General features: G+C 55.4%; 10 protein-coding genes. 4 read left to right on the top strand and 6 right to left on the bottom strand.

Annotated elements, in window-relative coordinates:
• Window positions 1-229: 229 nt before the first annotated feature.
• Together OHL19_RS09815 and OHL19_RS09810 are read right to left on the bottom strand one after the other, a co-directional pair.
• Window positions 230-1,774: a multicopper oxidase family protein gene (locus OHL19_RS09815; RefSeq protein ID WP_263357476.1), complete on the bottom strand. Its 1,545-nt coding sequence runs from the start codon at window positions 1,772-1,774 to the stop codon at window positions 230-232.
• A gap of 209 nt (window positions 1,775-1,983) precedes the next feature.
• Window positions 1,984-3,609 carry a phospholipase C gene (locus OHL19_RS09810; RefSeq protein WP_263357475.1) on the bottom strand — a complete coding sequence of 542 codons (1,626 nt, stop codon included), beginning with the start codon at window positions 3,607-3,609 and terminating at the stop codon, window positions 1,984-1,986.
• A gap of 408 nt (window positions 3,610-4,017) precedes the next feature.
• Between OHL19_RS09810 and OHL19_RS09805 the strand changes: the two genes are divergently transcribed.
• Window positions 4,018-6,237: a beta-glucosidase gene (locus OHL19_RS09805; RefSeq protein ID WP_263357474.1), complete on the top strand. Its 2,220-nt coding sequence runs from the start codon at window positions 4,018-4,020 to the stop codon at window positions 6,235-6,237.
• A 177-nt stretch (window positions 6,238-6,414) separates the two neighbouring features.
• Here OHL19_RS09805 and gpmI read toward each other — a convergent pair whose 3' ends face one another.
• On the bottom strand, window positions 6,415-8,031 hold the full coding sequence (gpmI, locus tag OHL19_RS09800) for a 2,3-bisphosphoglycerate-independent phosphoglycerate mutase (protein WP_396126728.1): 1,617 nt from the start codon (window positions 8,029-8,031) through the stop codon (window positions 6,415-6,417).
• A gap of 331 nt (window positions 8,032-8,362) precedes the next feature.
• Window positions 8,363-9,655 carry a phosphopyruvate hydratase gene (eno, locus tag OHL19_RS09795; RefSeq protein WP_263357646.1) on the bottom strand — a complete coding sequence of 431 codons (1,293 nt, stop codon included), beginning with the start codon at window positions 9,653-9,655 and terminating at the stop codon, window positions 8,363-8,365.
• A 498-nt stretch (window positions 9,656-10,153) separates the two neighbouring features.
• On the opposite strand from eno, the gene OHL19_RS09790 reads away from it, so the two are divergent.
• Complete coding sequence (locus OHL19_RS09790; RefSeq protein ID WP_263357473.1) at window positions 10,154-11,053, top strand: DUF456 domain-containing protein; 900 nt, start codon at window positions 10,154-10,156, stop codon at window positions 11,051-11,053.
• 145 nt (window positions 11,054-11,198) lie between these two features.
• Here the strand turns inward: OHL19_RS09790 and OHL19_RS09785 are convergent, their stop codons facing one another.
• Window positions 11,199-11,990, bottom strand: a complete 792-nt coding sequence (locus OHL19_RS09785; protein WP_263357472.1) for a 3-keto-disaccharide hydrolase — start codon at window positions 11,988-11,990, stop codon at window positions 11,199-11,201.
• Window positions 11,991-12,088: 98 nt separating this feature from the next.
• On the opposite strand from OHL19_RS09785, the gene pyrE reads away from it, so the two are divergent.
• Window positions 12,089-12,694, top strand: coding sequence for an orotate phosphoribosyltransferase (pyrE, locus tag OHL19_RS09780; RefSeq protein WP_263357471.1), 606 nt, complete (start codon window positions 12,089-12,091; stop codon window positions 12,692-12,694).
• 123 nt (window positions 12,695-12,817) lie between these two features.
• On the opposite strand, the gene OHL19_RS09775 is transcribed toward pyrE, so the two are convergent.
• Window positions 12,818-13,561, bottom strand: coding sequence for an OmpA family protein (locus tag OHL19_RS09775; RefSeq protein WP_263357470.1), 744 nt, complete (start codon window positions 13,559-13,561; stop codon window positions 12,818-12,820).
• Between the two features lie 621 nt (window positions 13,562-14,182).
• On the opposite strand from OHL19_RS09775, the gene uvrC reads away from it, so the two are divergent.
• The gene (uvrC, locus tag OHL19_RS09770) at window positions 14,183-16,108 is read left to right on the top strand and encodes an excinuclease ABC subunit UvrC (protein ID WP_263357469.1); all 1,926 of its coding nucleotides are present in this window, start codon (window positions 14,183-14,185) and stop codon (window positions 16,106-16,108) included.
• Window positions 16,109-16,113: the final 5 nt, after the last annotated feature.

Below are 16,113 nucleotides of genomic sequence, written 5' to 3'. Positions count from 1 at the left end.
TCCAGCCTATGAATTCAGACAGTTGTTCGTACCAATGTATCGATCAACGTGAGGTGACTGAGGCCTAGGGCATCGCGCCCAAGCCCCAGAGTAAGTCCCGACGAAAATACCCGCCGGGCCACTGGCCTTCGCCAAAGCGCGAGTGCCTTAGTCAAAAGCCAATCCCAACAGATCACCCAGCAACGGCCTGCGCATATCCATGCACAGGCCGTTGTTGCGTCCAGCCCCTCTAAGCCTTGACTACCTCATAAGGCCGCATCATTTCGTTGTCTTCATGCTCCAGCAGGTGACAGTGCCAGACGTACCGCCCCGGATACCCAACAAAGGGGACAATAATCCGAGTAACAGTCTTCGCATTTACGCGAACCGTGTCCTTCCATCCCATCTCATTCGCATCAGGAGCCATCACCGCCCCCGTATACCGCAGCGTCCCGGCAGTCATATATTCAAAAGCCTCGAACGGCCTGCGATCCAACACCTGAAACTTCACCATGTGCAGATGGATCGGATGCGTATCATCCGTAAGATTCACAAACTCCCATATCTCAGTCGAACCAAGCACCGGCTTCTCGGTAATCGGCATATGCCACGGAGTTTTATTCAACAGCATCCCCATGGACTCGCCCACCATGCTCTCCGTCTCATCGAGTGTGAGCCGCCGCGTCATCACCGAAGAGTTCTCCGCAATCCGCGCTACCGGCCGCAGCGTCTTAGGCAACTCACTCGCATCGTGAACCTCATCCGCCCCCACTCGAAACTGCATCAGCGGAAAAGAATCGCTCGCCAACAAAATCTTCGCGCCCCGATGTCCCGCAAAATCCACCACCAGATCCACGCGCTCTCCCGGAGCAAGCTGCACATGCTTCATAGCCACCGGGCCAGCCAGCAACCCCTGATCCGAACCGATCTGATGCATCTCAACTCCCTCTGAAAGAGAAAGCCGATAGAATCTCCCGTTCGCTCCATTCAATACTCGAAAGCGATACTTCCGCGCCTCCACATCCAGATATGGAAACAGCTTGCCATTCACCAACTGCGCCGCACCAAAAGCCTCCGGCACCCAGGGCTTATCTGGATCAGCCGACACCGGATAACTCAACTGCCCGTCCTCGTGTAAATCGCGATCCATGATCACCAGCGGAACCTCATACTTTCCGCTTGGCAGATGCAGCGCATCCTCAACCTCATCGCGAATCACATGCAACCCCAGCATCCCCGCATAGATGTTCAACCGGTTGATGCCCATCGAATGATCGTGATACCACAGCAGCGTCGCATCCTGCTCATTGGGATAGTAGTAACTCCGCGACTTACCCGGCACATACCAATCCTCTGGATACCCATCATGCTCAGGCGGAGTCTTGCCACCATGCAGATGCACAACACCTCGCACTTCGGGACTTCCCTTTTCGGCCCCGTGCAGCGAATGATCGATCGGCAGAAAATGCTTCGCTGGCAACGCGTTCGTCCACTCCACTAACAGGCCCTGTCCGCTTCGAGTCTCAAACGTCACGCCCGGAACAGACCCACCGTAAGACCACATGCGCGTAGCCGGTAAATCCCGATGCAGCTTCGTAGAAATCTCCCGCATCGACTGGCGATAAAACGGTACCTTGACTCCTGGCTGGCCGGGAACTTCGTGCATTCCGGAAGCCTTCGCAATCTCCGGAACAGGCAGCGCATCCACATAGCGCTCAAGACTGTTTGGATCAAGATTCGGTACAGACAGAACGGCCCGATGTGGAGCAGCTCGATGCGACATCATCTCAGCCATGCCTGAATGCGTGACAGCACCAACAGTTGCAGCTATCGCGGATTGGGAAAGAAATTTGCGCCGACTTAAACGGCTCTGGCAATTTCGAGGACTCAAATGAAAAACCTCTTTCAGATTCACGCTAATACAAACAACGGCACAGGAGAAAAACCCTCCCATGCCGTTGCTTCTTACTGCCGTTGCTTCTTTACTACGGTTGTACGAACCGGTTACCAGTTAATGCCGCGATCACGCTCTACGACCTGGCCAGTACCGGGATCCAATTGATATCTGCCGGAGTTCTCTGGACGATCGAAATTGAACATGTTGTTGATCGGGTTCGCAATCGTATCAAACGATCCCTGTCCGACCCGCTCGCCGCCCAGCCAGTTGTCTTCAACAAACCGCAGGATTGAAGATTGATCCGTGACAGTGTGATCCACGAAGTTATGCTTCGACCAGGGAGAAATCACCAGCAGAGGCAGACGCGGACCATATCCGCAACGTCCCTGAGCGTGCTCTGTTCCCGAGCTGATTCCAGGCAGAGCTGAGGATCCATCGCCGCAAGCTCCGGGTCCGGTCAGCGCATCTGCAGCAGTCGTAGAGGCATTCACAATCGGTCCGATCTGGTGATCGTACCAGCCATCGGAATCATCATACGCAATGACCACAGCGGTAGAGTCCCAATCCCTCTGTTTCTGCAGAAAGTTGATCACCGTTACCACAAAGTTCTGTTCATCCAGAGGATCGGAATAACCAGCGTGGCCATCTTCAAATCCAGGAGCCTTGAGATACGAAACCGCCGGGAAGTTGCCGGCATTGATCGCGTCGAAAAAGTCCTGTGTATCGTACTGATGATTCGCCGCATCTCCGCTGAAGCCAATCGCCGACTTCGATGAAGGCCGCGCGTGGGTCGGATTTGCAGTCGAGGTGTAGTACTGGAAAGGCTCGTGATGCGGAATGTAATCGGCCTTGTTCGTGTTGGTCACCTTGGAAGTAGTGGTGCGATTGCAACCCGTCGTGCCGTTGGCATTCTTGGCCTGCAGATCGAAGCCGCCTTCAAAGAATCCCCAGCTAATGCCATGAGCATTCAGCAGATCGCCGATGTTCTTTCCGCCAAACCGTACCAGCTCTCCGCTTGTCGTCGAGCACACATCGCCCACAGGATCGGCATCGCTGATCAGCGTCAATCCATCGCCACCGTCGCTGATCGTTGCGCCGCCCGGATTCACGTCGTCGATCACGCCGTTCAACTGGCCGGAGATCAGGTTGACTGCTCCATCGGTAGAAGGGCCAAAGTTTGTATCGTATGAGTTATCGCTCATTGCATACTGCTGTGCATAGTTCCAGTAGCCGGTCACAGTGTTGCCATCGTAGTAACCCATCGTCAACCCAGTCGTAGCGGTGATCGGGCTACCCGTCGGCGGAGGACCTGCCGTACCTACGGAGAACGGGAACGCATCCATCAAGCCATGATCGAAAGCCTTCTGCTCTGGGCCGTAGTCATGATCCTGATCGGCCGTTGCAGCCTGCGACCGGTCCAGGCGGAACGGATTCGTCGCACCCTTGCCGTTGACTGAGTTTGTCAGGTTAGGATTGTGCTCAAGCAAAGCACCAAGCAATCCATTGACTGTCGGCGTATTCTGGGCAGCGGAAAAGCGCGGTTCACCCTTCGGATTGACCGCATATGGATACGTTGCAAAGTAGTGATCGAACGAGACATTTTCCTGGAAGATCACAACGAGATGCTTGATTGGAGTTGCCGTCTCCCCCGTGTTGCCTGAAGCAAGTGCGGGAATTGGAAGTGTACCGGCAATTAGTAGCGTGGCGAGCGTTGATGCTATTAGCTTTTGCACTATTCCTCCTATATCACCGCGACTTACGGCGAACTAAACTTTTGTACCGTGTCAATATGAACGCCCAGTGAATATACGATGGCTGGATCACTAATTTGAATAGCCCTTCGGCTAAGCTGTCGAGCATCGTCAGGAATGCTCGGATCGAACTCGTTCCAGACGAGCTGATGATGATTCGGCGGAAGATAAAGCCGTCGAGCTCATCTGTCGGAGTTCCTACCGTAGTCGAAGGATGATCGCAATTACGTAAAGACATAGGATGATCAGGAAAGCCTATTTTCATGCGCTATGGAACAATCGATTGTCCTGATTCCGGAAATTATCTCCCGAATCTCAGCTCATACGATTTACTTATGCACTTACACGCGTATGATGGGTATCGCAGAAAAACCTTTCCGGATGGTCATAATGAAAATAAGTTTGCCTTGGCGCCAGAGCCTTACCGCACTCGCAATCCTCACCTCTATTTCGGTTGCGAGCCCCGCGCAGTCACCCCGCCATAAGCCCGCAGAGCCCGCCTGGGCTCACGCCGCATGGATGAATAAGAGTCTCTCTCCGGATGAGCGCGCCGATCTGGTAATGAAGCAGCTTACGTTGGATCAGAAGATCGATCTGCTGCACGGTCAGGGCATGCCCGGCTGGGGCAAGGCCAAGGCCAACGCCTACCTGGGCAATGGAGGCGCGGGATTCGTCCTGGGCATCCCTGAGCTAGGGATTCCCTTTATTCAAATGAGTGACGCAGCCTACGGAGTTCGCTCCAGCGCCATGAATGGCCGCTACTCGACTGCTCTGCCCTCCAACCTCGGCGCAGCCGCGAGTTGGGATACCGAGTCTGCATGCGAATACGGTGCGCTCATTGGCCGCGAACTCCGCGCGCAGGGCTACAACATGACCCTCGGCGGAGGCGTCAACATCACCCGTGAACCGCGCAACGGGCGCACCTTTGAATACCAGGGCGAAGACCCAATCCTCGCAGGAACACTCGTCGGCAATCGCATCAAGTGCGAACAGGCGCAGCATGTCATCGGCGACATCAAGCACTTCGCAGTCAACGATCAGGAGAGCGGCCGCAACGAAGTCGACTCCATCATCGACAAGCGCTCACTCCGCGAAACAGATTTGCTGGCCTTTGAGATCGGCATCTCCGTGGGCGATCCCGCAGCCGTCATGTGCTCTTACAACGCAATCAATGGCGACTACGCCTGCGAAAATCACTACACCCTTACCGATGTTCTTCGCAATGACTGGCACTTCAAGGGCTTCGTACTATCGGACTGGGGTGGCACGCACTCCGTATTGAAGGCCTCCAAAGCCGGTCTCGACAACGAGCAGCCTGAAGAGAACTTCTATGGTGACACTTATAAGAAAGCCGTTCAGGATGGCAAGATTTCAGAGGCCGAACTGAATGAGCATGTACACCGCATTCTGCGTTCGGAGTTTGCCGCCGGCCTGGTGGATGACCCCATCCGCAAGAGCGTGGTCGATGTTGAAGCTGGTTTTGAAACCGCACAGCGCATCGAGGAACACAGCATCGTGCTGCTCAAGAACAGCAGCAATCTATTGCCGCTCGACAAAGACAGCATCAAGTCCATCGCTATCATTGGCGATCACGCGGACATGGGCATGATCTCCGGTGGAGGCTCAGCGCAGGTTGATCCTCCGGGTGGCTATAACCCGGTGTGGCTATCGCATGTATGGTTCCCCACTTCGCCCCTCAAAAGCATCATCGCCAAAGCGCCAACGGCCAAGGTGCTCTTCGATTCAGGAGCGGATACAGCCTCGGCAGCAGCCCTGGCAAAGCAGTCCGACGTCGCCATCGTCTTCGTGAATCAATGGACCAGCGAAGGCGAGGATTTGAAAAGCCTCTCGCTGCCGAACAACCAGGACGCATTGATTTCCGCTGTCGCTGCTGCCAATCCCAAAACTGTTGTTGTGCTCGAAACGGGTACGGCTGTGACCATGCCGTGGCTTGACCAGGTAGGCGCTGTGACAGAGGCTTGGTACTCCGGCAGCAAGGGCGCACAGGCCGTCGCCAACGTACTCTTTGGCGATGTTAACCCAAGTGCAAAGCTGCCGATGACCTTCCCCAGGAGCGAGGCCGATCTGCCGCACCCGACAGTTGTGCAACCACCTCCGGGAGCGCAGGGACCGTCGCCAGTTATGCATAACGAGGACGCGAAAGCGACTTTCAGCGTGACTTACAGCGAAGGCCTCAAGGTTGGCTATAAGTGGTATGACGCAGAGAAGAAGCCGGTACTCTTTCCGTTTGGATTTGGACTCTCCTATACGACTTTCACTTACTCGGACCTGCAGGTAACTCCGGGAAGTTCGACGTCCGTGTCATTCAAAATAACGAACTCGGGAAGCCGTGCAGGAACGGAGATCGCAGAAGTATATGCCGCACTGCCAGCCGTCACGAATGAACCACCGAAGCGCCTTGTAGGCTGGAGCAAAGTCAAGCTGGCTCCGGGCGAAAGCAAAACTGTTTCTGTAGCTATCGATCCAAAATATCTTTCAGTCTTTGATGTCGCCGCGGATCAGTGGAAGCTCACACCAGGCGGCTATACATTCATGGTCGGCGGATCGTCACAGGATTTGCCGCTTACCAAGGCTATCTCTATTAACTAGCTGTAGAAATTTTTCCGTGAAACAAATGAGGCACAGTCTTATTAGGACTGTGCCTCATTTGTTTATTGTTAGATGAGTCTGTTAATTCCAATTGTGGAGAAATCACACAGCCACGTCTATGCTTTGCATGAATGTGCCCCACATCTAAGGAATTAGATGTGGGGCACGCAACTTGGTTTATAGCGCAGCGATCGGCACGCGCAGGTCGCCGCCTGTCATTTCATTTGGCAGATGCAGGTTTAGGAGATTGATCAAGGTTGGGCTGATGTCTCGCAGGCTGCCGTCGGGACGCAGGGTGTATTTATTGGCGTCTTCGCCGACGTAGATCATTGGGACAGGGTTGGTGGTGTGGGCTGTGTGTGGGCCGCCGGTGCCTGGGTCTACCATCTGTTCGGCGTTGCCGTGGTCGGCGGTAATCAGCCAGCTACCGCCTTTTTCGCGCAGGGCTTTGTAGATGCGTGTTAGTTGGGCATCCACATATTCAACAGCCTTGATCGTGGGTTCCAACTGGCCGCTGTGGCCAACCATATCCGCGTTCGCGAAGTTGGCGATAATGAGATCGAATGCCGTGTCGTTGATAGCGTTTACGATGGTGTCGCCAATGCCTTCGGCGGACATCTCAGGGGCTAGGTCGTAAGTCGCTACTTTCTTGGATTGGATAAGTGTTCTATCTTCACCGGGGAATGGAGTTTCTATGCCGCCGTTGAAGAAGTAAGTCACGTGAGCATACTTCTCTGTCTCGGCTACGCGCAGGTTGCGAAGCTGAGCATTGCCAAGGACGTTGGCTAACAGGTTGTCCATCGACTCGGGCAGGATCACGAGCGGCAGGCTGTAGTTCTTGTCGTACTGCGTCATGCAGAGGTAGTAAAGCTTCTTGGGAATATCGCTGCGAGGAATGATTTCATCGAGCGATTCCCATGCGTCGAGGTTGCGGCCGCCTGCTTGATTGAGGCCGCTTTCGCGAGTGAGGACGCGTGTAATCTGGCGCGCGCGGTCGGCACGGTAGTTGAAGTTGATAACTACATCTTCATCGCGAATGACGCCGTTCGGCTTGCCGGATTCATCGGTGACGACGAAGGGAATCGTGAATTCGTCGGTGATGTTCTTGTTGTATTGTTCGCGCACATAAGCGACGGGATCGCTGGTTGTTCCACCCTCGGCTTTGCCTGCAACCATAGCGGTGAATGCCTTGAGTTCGCGATCCCACTTCTTATCGCGATCCATGGCGAAATAGCGACCGCTGACGGAGGCAAGTTTGCCAATGCCATACTCGGTCATCTTCTGCTGGAGTTTGGCGATATAGGCTGCTCCTGAGGTCGGCAGTGTGTCGCGGCCGTCGAGGAAAGCATGGACGAAGACGCGAGTTACTCCGTGGGCCTTGGCTGCACGCAGCAGTGCGTAGAGATGCTCCTGGTGAGCGTGAACTCCACCATCTGAGAGCAGACCGATGAGATGAAGCTGGCGATCGTTTTCGCGGGCGCGCTGCATGGCCTTGGCGATAGCCGGAAAGTTCGTGAATTCATCGGTGGCGATGAGGGAGTCGATGCGTGTGATGTCCATCTTGACGACACGGCCCGCACCCAGATTCAGATGGCCCACTTCGCTGTTGCCCATCTGTCCATCCGGCAGGCCGACGAAGTGCTCGCTGGCGCGGATGAGGGTGTTAGGGTACTCCGCGAGGAGCTTGTCATAGGTGGGCTTGCGAGCGAGGGCGATGGCGTTGTTCGCGGTCTTTGGCGAGTAGCCCCATCCGTCGAGGATGGTCAGAACTAAGGGGCGGCGAGGGATGGACACGGTAGGACCTCTCAACGATTTTGGGGAAGCTGACGATTGCAGCTTGAATGTCTAAATGGCAGCGACCGGAAGGGCAAAAGACAAAAGCAGATTCCCTTCGGGAATGACAGACAAAAATGCAAGAGCAAGGAATGCAAGGGCAAAAATGCACAGGCAAAAACAGATACTTTGCTTTGCATAACAACGCATTTTGATTCGGCTGCAGAACTTGTTACCCATCCTTGTCGCGATGAACTGCGTCAAGGATGGGCACCCGAAGATTCGTTTCGGTTGATGCATTCCCATGCCTCGGACGCGAGACATGGGGCACGCGCAGTTGCTCAACACGAAGTTATACGTTGTAGTTGATGCTTTCGATGCCGAGGAAGTTTGCGCCCTGACCCAGCTCTTCTTCAATGCGAAGAAGCTGGTTGTACTTGGCGATGCGGTCGGTGCGCGAGGCTGAGCCGGTCTTGATCTGGCCTGCTCCGGTGGCGACTGCGAGGTCGGCGATGAAGGTGTCTTCGGTTTCGCCGCTGCGATGCGAAATGATGCTGGTATAGCCGTAGCGGCGGCCAAGTTCAATCGCTTCGAAGGTCTCGGTTACGGTGCCGATCTGGTTGACCTTGATCAGGATCGAGTTGGCTACGCCTTCATCGATGCCCTGCTGCAGACGCTGCACGTTGGTGACGAAAAGATCGTCTCCGACGAGCTGGATGCGGCCGCCTGCCTTTTCGGTGAGTGAGCGCCAGCCTTCCCAATCGTCTTCGGCCAGGCCGTCTTCAATGCTGACGATGGGGTATTGGCGGGACCAATCATCCCAGAAGCTGGCCATCTGCTCGCTGGTGAGTTCGCGCTTGTCACTCTTCTTGAAGACGTACTTCTTCTTGTCTTTGTCGTAGAACTCGCTCGCGGCCGGATCGAGAGCGATGGCGATCTGTTCGCCGGGCTTGTAGCCTGCGAGGTGGATGGCTTCGAGAATGAGTTCGATGGCCTCGGAGTTGGAGGTGAGTGAAGGAGCGAATCCGCCTTCATCGCCAACTGCGGTGTTGTAGCCCTTCTTCTTCAGCACGCCTTTGAGGGTGTGGAAGACCTCGGTGCCCCAGCGAAGTGCGTCAGAGAAACGCTCTGCGCCAACCGGCATAACCATGAATTCCTGAAAGTCTACATTGCTGTCTGCGTGCGCGCCGCCGTTGAGGATGTTCATCATCGGTGTGGGCAGGATGCAGGCGTTGGCGCCGCCGAGATAGCGGTAGAGCGGGATTTCGAGAGTCTGGGCAACGGCGCGGCTGGCGGCCATGGAAACAGCAAGAATGGCGTTGGCGCCGAGCTTGGATTTGTTCGGGGTGCCATCGAGCGCGATCATCGTGAAGTCAAGAAGGCGCTGGTTGCTGGCGTCAAAGCCTTCGAGTTCGGGGGCAATGATGGTTTCTACATTTTCAACAGCTTGTAATACGCCCTTGCCCAGGTAATGGCTCTTGTCTCCATCGCGGAGTTCCACGGCTTCATGTTCGCCGGTGGAGGCTCCCGAGGGAACTGCTGCGCGGCCGAGAGCGCCGGATTCAAGAATAACGTCTGCTTCTACAGTAGGATTGCCGCGCGAATCGAGAATTTCACGGGCGCGAATTGCTGCAATTTCAGTCATATCAGTCCTCGCGATGCGGTGTTGCAGGCGGTCGTTTAGTTTGGGGCGACGATCGACGTTGACGGCCTTGCCGAAAGTGCTCTGGATCGTGGTCAAAAGCTCGGCCATGTGCGTCCTCCCCTTATTTGTTGTATGCGTTGTTTATTGCAGATACCGAGGTCATTCTAACAAACGAGAGCGCGCACCCTGATGAAGGAGCTGTTGAGGATGCGCCATGCGCGAAGGCGATTTCCTGCGCGGGAGTGCCTATCCTGATTCGTGCACCGGGCGGTACACGGATTCATCGAACGGGTGAAATCAATTCTGCGGCCTGCATGAAAAAGGACTACCGTAGAAGATGGATAAGGTGCCGGAATGCCGTTTCTGCGCTCTGGAGACAACTTCGCGACATCGTTCGTGTCTTCATAACGTGTCTTCCTAAGTTGACCGGAGCCTTGTCGGTTGATTTCTTGCTGCACCGCCTTTTTGCTGCACCCTCTTTTGAAGGAGAATTTCGCTATGCATAAGCAAAAGCTAGCTTTGACCATGATTGCTTCCGCGTCGCTGACTCTGGCGAGTGCCGCAATGGCACAACAGCAGACGAGCCAGCCGAGCACGTATCAGGGCGTGTCCCAGCCGCCCCAGGACGTAGTTGAGACGACTCCGGATGCCAAGCCTTCGGCGGCTGTTGTAGCCCAGCCTGCTCCGCCGCCACCGATGCAGCAGGCCGCTCCGGATGCAGGGAATGCCAGGCAGACCTATTCGGGTTCGGCTTACTCGTCCTATCCCACACCGCAGCCGTTGATGGAGCGCCAGCAGATTGCCGATCCGGATGGAGATATTGTGCATCCGCAACCGGCTGGGCCGGGGCAGTTGATGGAAGGTGCAACGATTCGTGTGCGATTGAGTGAACGGCTTTCAAGCACGGAGAGCGAAAAGGGCGAACCGTTCCACGGTCAGGTTGCGAGTGATGTTCTGCAGAATGGCAGGGTGCTGATTCCTGCTGGCTCCGGAATTGAGGGCCGCGTGACTGCCGTTTCGGCTGGCCACTTTGGCGGACACGGCAGCTTTCGTCTGAGGCCGGAGGCCGTGATTCTGCCCGATGGTTCGCGATATGCGCTGCATGCGGAGACAACGGGTACTCCAGGATCGAAGACGAGGATTGGCGGCGAAGGAAGCATCAATCCTGGTTCGCGGGCAAAGAAGGATGGCATCGAATACGGCTCGGTTGTAGGAGCCGGTGCAATTACCGGTGCTGTGCTTGGAGGGCCGGTCGGAGCACTGACGGGCAGCCTGGTTGGCGCAGGCATCGTGACAACGCATCTGATGGTGGATCATCCGCAGGCTACGCTGGAGCCGGGTTCCGTGCTGCTATTTACCCTTACCGAGCCGATGAATCTTACGCCCTTCAACAACTAAGCTCTTTAACAAAGAAACCAAAGCGCTAACGAAGCGAGAGGCCAGCGGGATTCTTCCCTGCTGGCCTCTCGCTTTTGAGCATCTTTTGCAATGTGGAATTGCTCGGTGTGGAATTGCTCGGTGTGGAATTGTCTGCGTGGAATTCTTAGTTCAGTTCCCTTACCCAGATATTGCGGAAGCTCATTGGTTCGCTTTTGTCGCCGTGTGCCTGAAGCTTGATCGGAGCTGCGTCATACTTCTTGTAGAACGGCTTGCCTATGTAGAGCGTCTCGCCTTTCAACTCGAAATGGTTCTCCACCAGGACGCCGTTGAAGAGCACAGTGACATAGGCCGGAGTTTTCACCGAACCGTCTTCGTTGAATGTCGGCGCTGTCCACATTACGTCGTAGCTCTGCCACTCGCCGGGTTTGCGACCGGGATTTGCCAGCGGAATGGCCTGCTTATACATGCTGCCCGCCATGCCGTTCACGTAGGTTTTGTTGTTATACGAATCGAGAACCTGCAACTCATAACCGGCATCGCCCGATCCGGTAGAGGCCAGAAATACGCCGCTGTTGCCGCGTGCCTGACCGGAACCGGTGATGCTGGCCGGGACTTTCCATTCGAGATGAAGCTGATAGTTCTTGAAACTGCGCTTGGTCTCGATGTTTCCCTGGGACTTGCTTACGGTCAGAACGTTGTTGGCAACGACCCATTGCGCTGGCGATTTGTCCTTATTCGATACCCACTCGTCTTCGTTCTTGCCATCGAAGAGAATGATGGCATCGGACGGGGGCGGTGTGAAGTTTGGAGTTGCGGTGACAACCTTGGGGACGGGCTCCCATATCTCCGTATCTTCAGGCTTGGGAGCGGGTGTCGTGGTTTGTGCCAAAGCGGAAGCGGCTACGGCGAGCAGAGCCGCGGACGTAAGGAGTCGCGAAAGCTGAATACGCATCATGCAAGGAAAATACACTGTGTGACGTTGATCTGGCTAAACAAACCAACATCTCCGATGCCCACACGGCTTGGGAGACCCGGCTTGGTAGACTTAGGTCGATGAATAATTCTACGTACAAATCGCAATTGCTTACGCTGCTGTCCAGGATCAGCTTTCGGCTGGGGCAGTTTACGCTTTCTTCCGGTGGAACGAGCGACTACTACATCGATTGCCGGACGACGACTCTCCATGCCGAGGGCGGACGGCTTACGGGCCATGCCGTATTGGAGTTGCTGGACGAGCACGGTATCGATGCCGACGCGGTTGGCGGATTGACGATGGGAGCTGACCCGATTGTTTCGAACGTTGCCACGGCGAGTGCGTGGAATGCCCAGGTCGATCCGGAGTATCCGCTGGTGCATGGATTCCTGGTGCGCAAGGCAGAGAAGGCGCATGGAACTGGACGCCGGATTGAGGGATTTCTTCGCGAAGGTGCGCGCGTGGTGATTGTGGATGATGTCTGCACGACTGGCGCTTCGACAATCAATGCAATTCAGGCAGCCAAAGATGCCGGCATGGTTGTGGCGGCGGTGGTTTGCCTGGTAGAGCGGCAGGAGGCAGGCGGACGGCCTGCGGTAGAGGCGGCTGCGGGCGATGCTCCATTCCTCGCACTCTTTACGGCGAACGATGTACGGGCAGAGCACATCAAAACGGCTTCCGTTTAGGGATGGCTTCCGTTTAAGGAATTTCTATTCGAAAAAAAAGGCCCTTCTTAGGAAGGGCCTTAAGTCGTTCAGGATTGCATCGTTGAGTATTGATTCAGTATTGCCGGTTGGTTGGGGTTGAGCTTAGAGGCTGCCCTGGGCGCCTACGGGTGCAGAGGCGTCCGTTGTCCTGGCGCCGGTGTTCGAGAGCAGGCGAATGTCTACGCGACGATTCTTGGCGCGGCCTTCGCGGGTGCTGTTGTCGGCGACTTCCTTATCCTTGCCGATGCCGATCAGGTAGAAGCGGTGGGCAGGGATCGAATACTTCGACGCGATGTACTGGACAACTGCGTCCGCGCGACGTTGGCTGAGCGCGTAGTTGTAGTCGGCGTTGCCGGTGGAGTCGGTGCCGCCCGTGACTTCTACGATGTAGCTCTTGGCGGTTGCGAGGGTCGCGGCGAAGGTATCGAGCTGGGCTTTGTCGTCCTTGGTGAGTGCGGCCTTATCGAAGCCGAAGGTCACGGAAACATTGCCGATGGCCTGATAGTTGTCCAGACCGGCTACAACGCTGGCGAGGGAGTCTGCACGATGAACGGCATCGTTGGCAGCATTCTCGGCATCCCCTGCGGATTTCTGGGCTCCCTGGGCATTTTGCGTGGCGGAATCTGCTGCGCCTTGTGCCTTGGCGATGCCAGCGGTGGCGCGTTCGTCTGTGCTCTTGATATCGCGGTTGTTTTGCGCGGTCTTATCGTTGAGCTGATTGGTCTGATCGATGATCGGAGCGGTCTGATTCTTCACGTAATTCTTGGTGGCGCAACCGGTGACGCCTGCAAGAGCAATTGCCATCACTGAAACAGAAAGTGAAACACTCATTTTTTGCATTGTCATTTGTCTTGTCCTCCCCTGCACAAGTGTGGAATGACCAATTGGCAGAGCTATTGGGTTTACCTTCGCTGTTAGATATGGCACGTGGCTCGCCAAAGTTTAGAAAATTCATATATCGCTGATTTAATGAAACTTATAAGTTCTGCGCGAAACTTTGGGCTGAGAGGAAGTGCGTAAATTTTACTCTGTTTGGGTAAGGGTTACGCGGGTGTGAATGATGTGTTTCTTGGGTTGGTTTTTGGGGGGAGGGGGGCTATGTAGATTTATGGATGGGTGGGGAACAGCAGATTCCCTGCGGGAATGACAGCCAGAACGGCAAGGGCAACGGCTGACTGCAAAAGCAACTGCAACGGCTAACAGCAGATTCCCTGCGGGAATGACAGCCAGAAAGGCAAGGGCGACTGCAACGGCAAAGGCAAAAGCACGCGACTGCAAGGGTGGAGGGTGGGGCTGCTCTGATTTATTGTGGGCTGGGCTGGGGTAATTTTCTGCAATCTGCATTTTTATTGCTCTGAAAAATTGATACTTAGAACACTCAGGATCAGTTCGGCACGCGTGGCCTGTTTGATCGCTAAACTAGAGATTGGAACTTTTCCGGCGGGACAGGGGTCGGCCAGATTTTACATGGACTTTTACGAGAAAATTCGGACTTTACCTACGCAGCCTGGGGTGTATCTGTACAAGAACGCCGCAGGTGAGGTGATCTATGTAGGCAAGGCGCGGAACCTGCGTTCGCGGGTGAAGAGCTACCTGCTGGCAACTAATCAGGCGAATGCAAAAACCGGCAGGCTGATGCGCGAGGCTGTCGATCTCGACTACATCCTGGTGGCGAACGAGATGGAGGCGCTGGCGCTTGAGAACAACCTGATCAAGCAGCGCAAGCCTCGATTCAACATCCTGCTGCGGGATGATAAGACGTATCCGTATGTGAAGCTGACGCTGGGCGATCGGTATCCGAAGGTGTTTGTTACACGTCGGCTGCGCAAGGATGGATCAGCGTATTACGGGCCGTATTTTCCGGGGAACCTGGCGTATCGCGTGGTGGATCTGATCCATCGCAGCTTTCTGATTCCGAGCTGCAAGGTAGATCTGTCGCGGTATCATCCGCGGGCGTGTTTGCAGTACTACATTCATCGCTGCCTGGGGCCGTGTGTGCAGGATTTTACGACTCCGGAGACATACGCTGGCGCGGTGAAGGACACGCAGCTTTTTCTTGAGGGCAAGAGCGCGGAGCTGGAGCGTTCGTTGACTGGGCGCATGATGGCGGCGGCTGAGGCCGAGCAGTTTGAGCGGGCAGCGAGATATCGGGATTTGATCTCGACGGTGCATCAACTGGAGGAGAAGCAGCGCATTGCTACTACGGATTCCGATGATGCGGATGTGTTTGGTTATCACTTCGAGAATGGATGCATTGCGGCGAATCTGTTCCATATTCGATCGGGAAAGATTGTCGACCGGCGCGAGTTTTTCTGGGAGGAATTACCGGAGTTTCTTACCAGCGCTGTGGTAGAAGAAAGCGCTGGAGACGATGTTTCTCCGGAGAAGATACAGGAAGACGCGGCTGAGGTTGAGGCGCCGGTATTTCATGCCGGGCAATTCTTCTCTGCTCTACTGAAGCAGCTTTATATCGATCAGAGTTATGTGCCGCGTTCGATCCTGGTGCCGGTTGATTTTGACGACCGTGAATCGCTGTGTACGTTGCTGACAGAGCGCACGGGACATCGCATTGAGCTGGCCGTGCCGCAGCGAGGGGATAAGCGTTCGCTGATCGATCTGGCGGGGCAGAATGCGAAGCAGTCGTATACCCAGCGCTTTCGTGTGCTGGAACCATCGCGCAAGGTAATTCAGGAGGCGCTGGCGGATGCGCTGATGCTGCCGGAGTTGCCGAAGCGGATTGAGTGCTTTGATATTTCGCATATTCAGGGTGCGGAAACAGTGGCTTCGCTGGTGGTCTGGGAAGATGGCGCGATGAAGAAGTCGGACTATCGCAAGTTCCAGATCAAGACGGTTTCGGGTGTGGATGACTTTGCTTCGATGCGCGAGGTCGTTCACCGACGCTACAAGCGATTGAAGGAAGAAGGCAAGCCGATGCCTTCGCTGATCCTGATTGATGGCGGGCTGGGACAGTTGCATTCGGCGGGCGATGCTTTGGAAGAGCTGGGTTATACGACTCAGCCGCTGGCTTCGATTGCCAAGCGTGAAGAAGTTATCTACGTGTACGGCAATGAGGATGATCCAGTGGTGCTGGATCGGCGGTCACCGGTGCTGCACCTGGTGCAACTGATTCGCGATGAGAGCCACAGATTTGCGATTGGGTATCATCGCAAGCGGCGCGAGATGCGGGATCGCGATTCGGAGCTGTTGGCGATTCCGGGTGTGGGGCAGCTTATGCGGCAGCGGCTGTTGACGCACTTTGGAAGCCTGCGCGATGTGCAGCAGGCTACTGCCGAGTCCCTGGCTGCGGTGGTGCCGCGCAAGACGGCTGACGCGATATGGAATCACTTCCATCCGGCTGAAGCTGGTGCGGCAGGCTTAATCGTATTGAAGTAGCGATC

Origin of the sequence: Acidicapsa ligni (assembly GCF_025685655.1) — a bacterium.
In the GTDB taxonomy this organism is placed as follows: Bacteria; Acidobacteriota; Terriglobia; order Terriglobales; family Acidobacteriaceae; genus Acidicapsa; species Acidicapsa ligni.
This window is presented reverse-complemented; position numbering and strand designations above follow the sequence as displayed.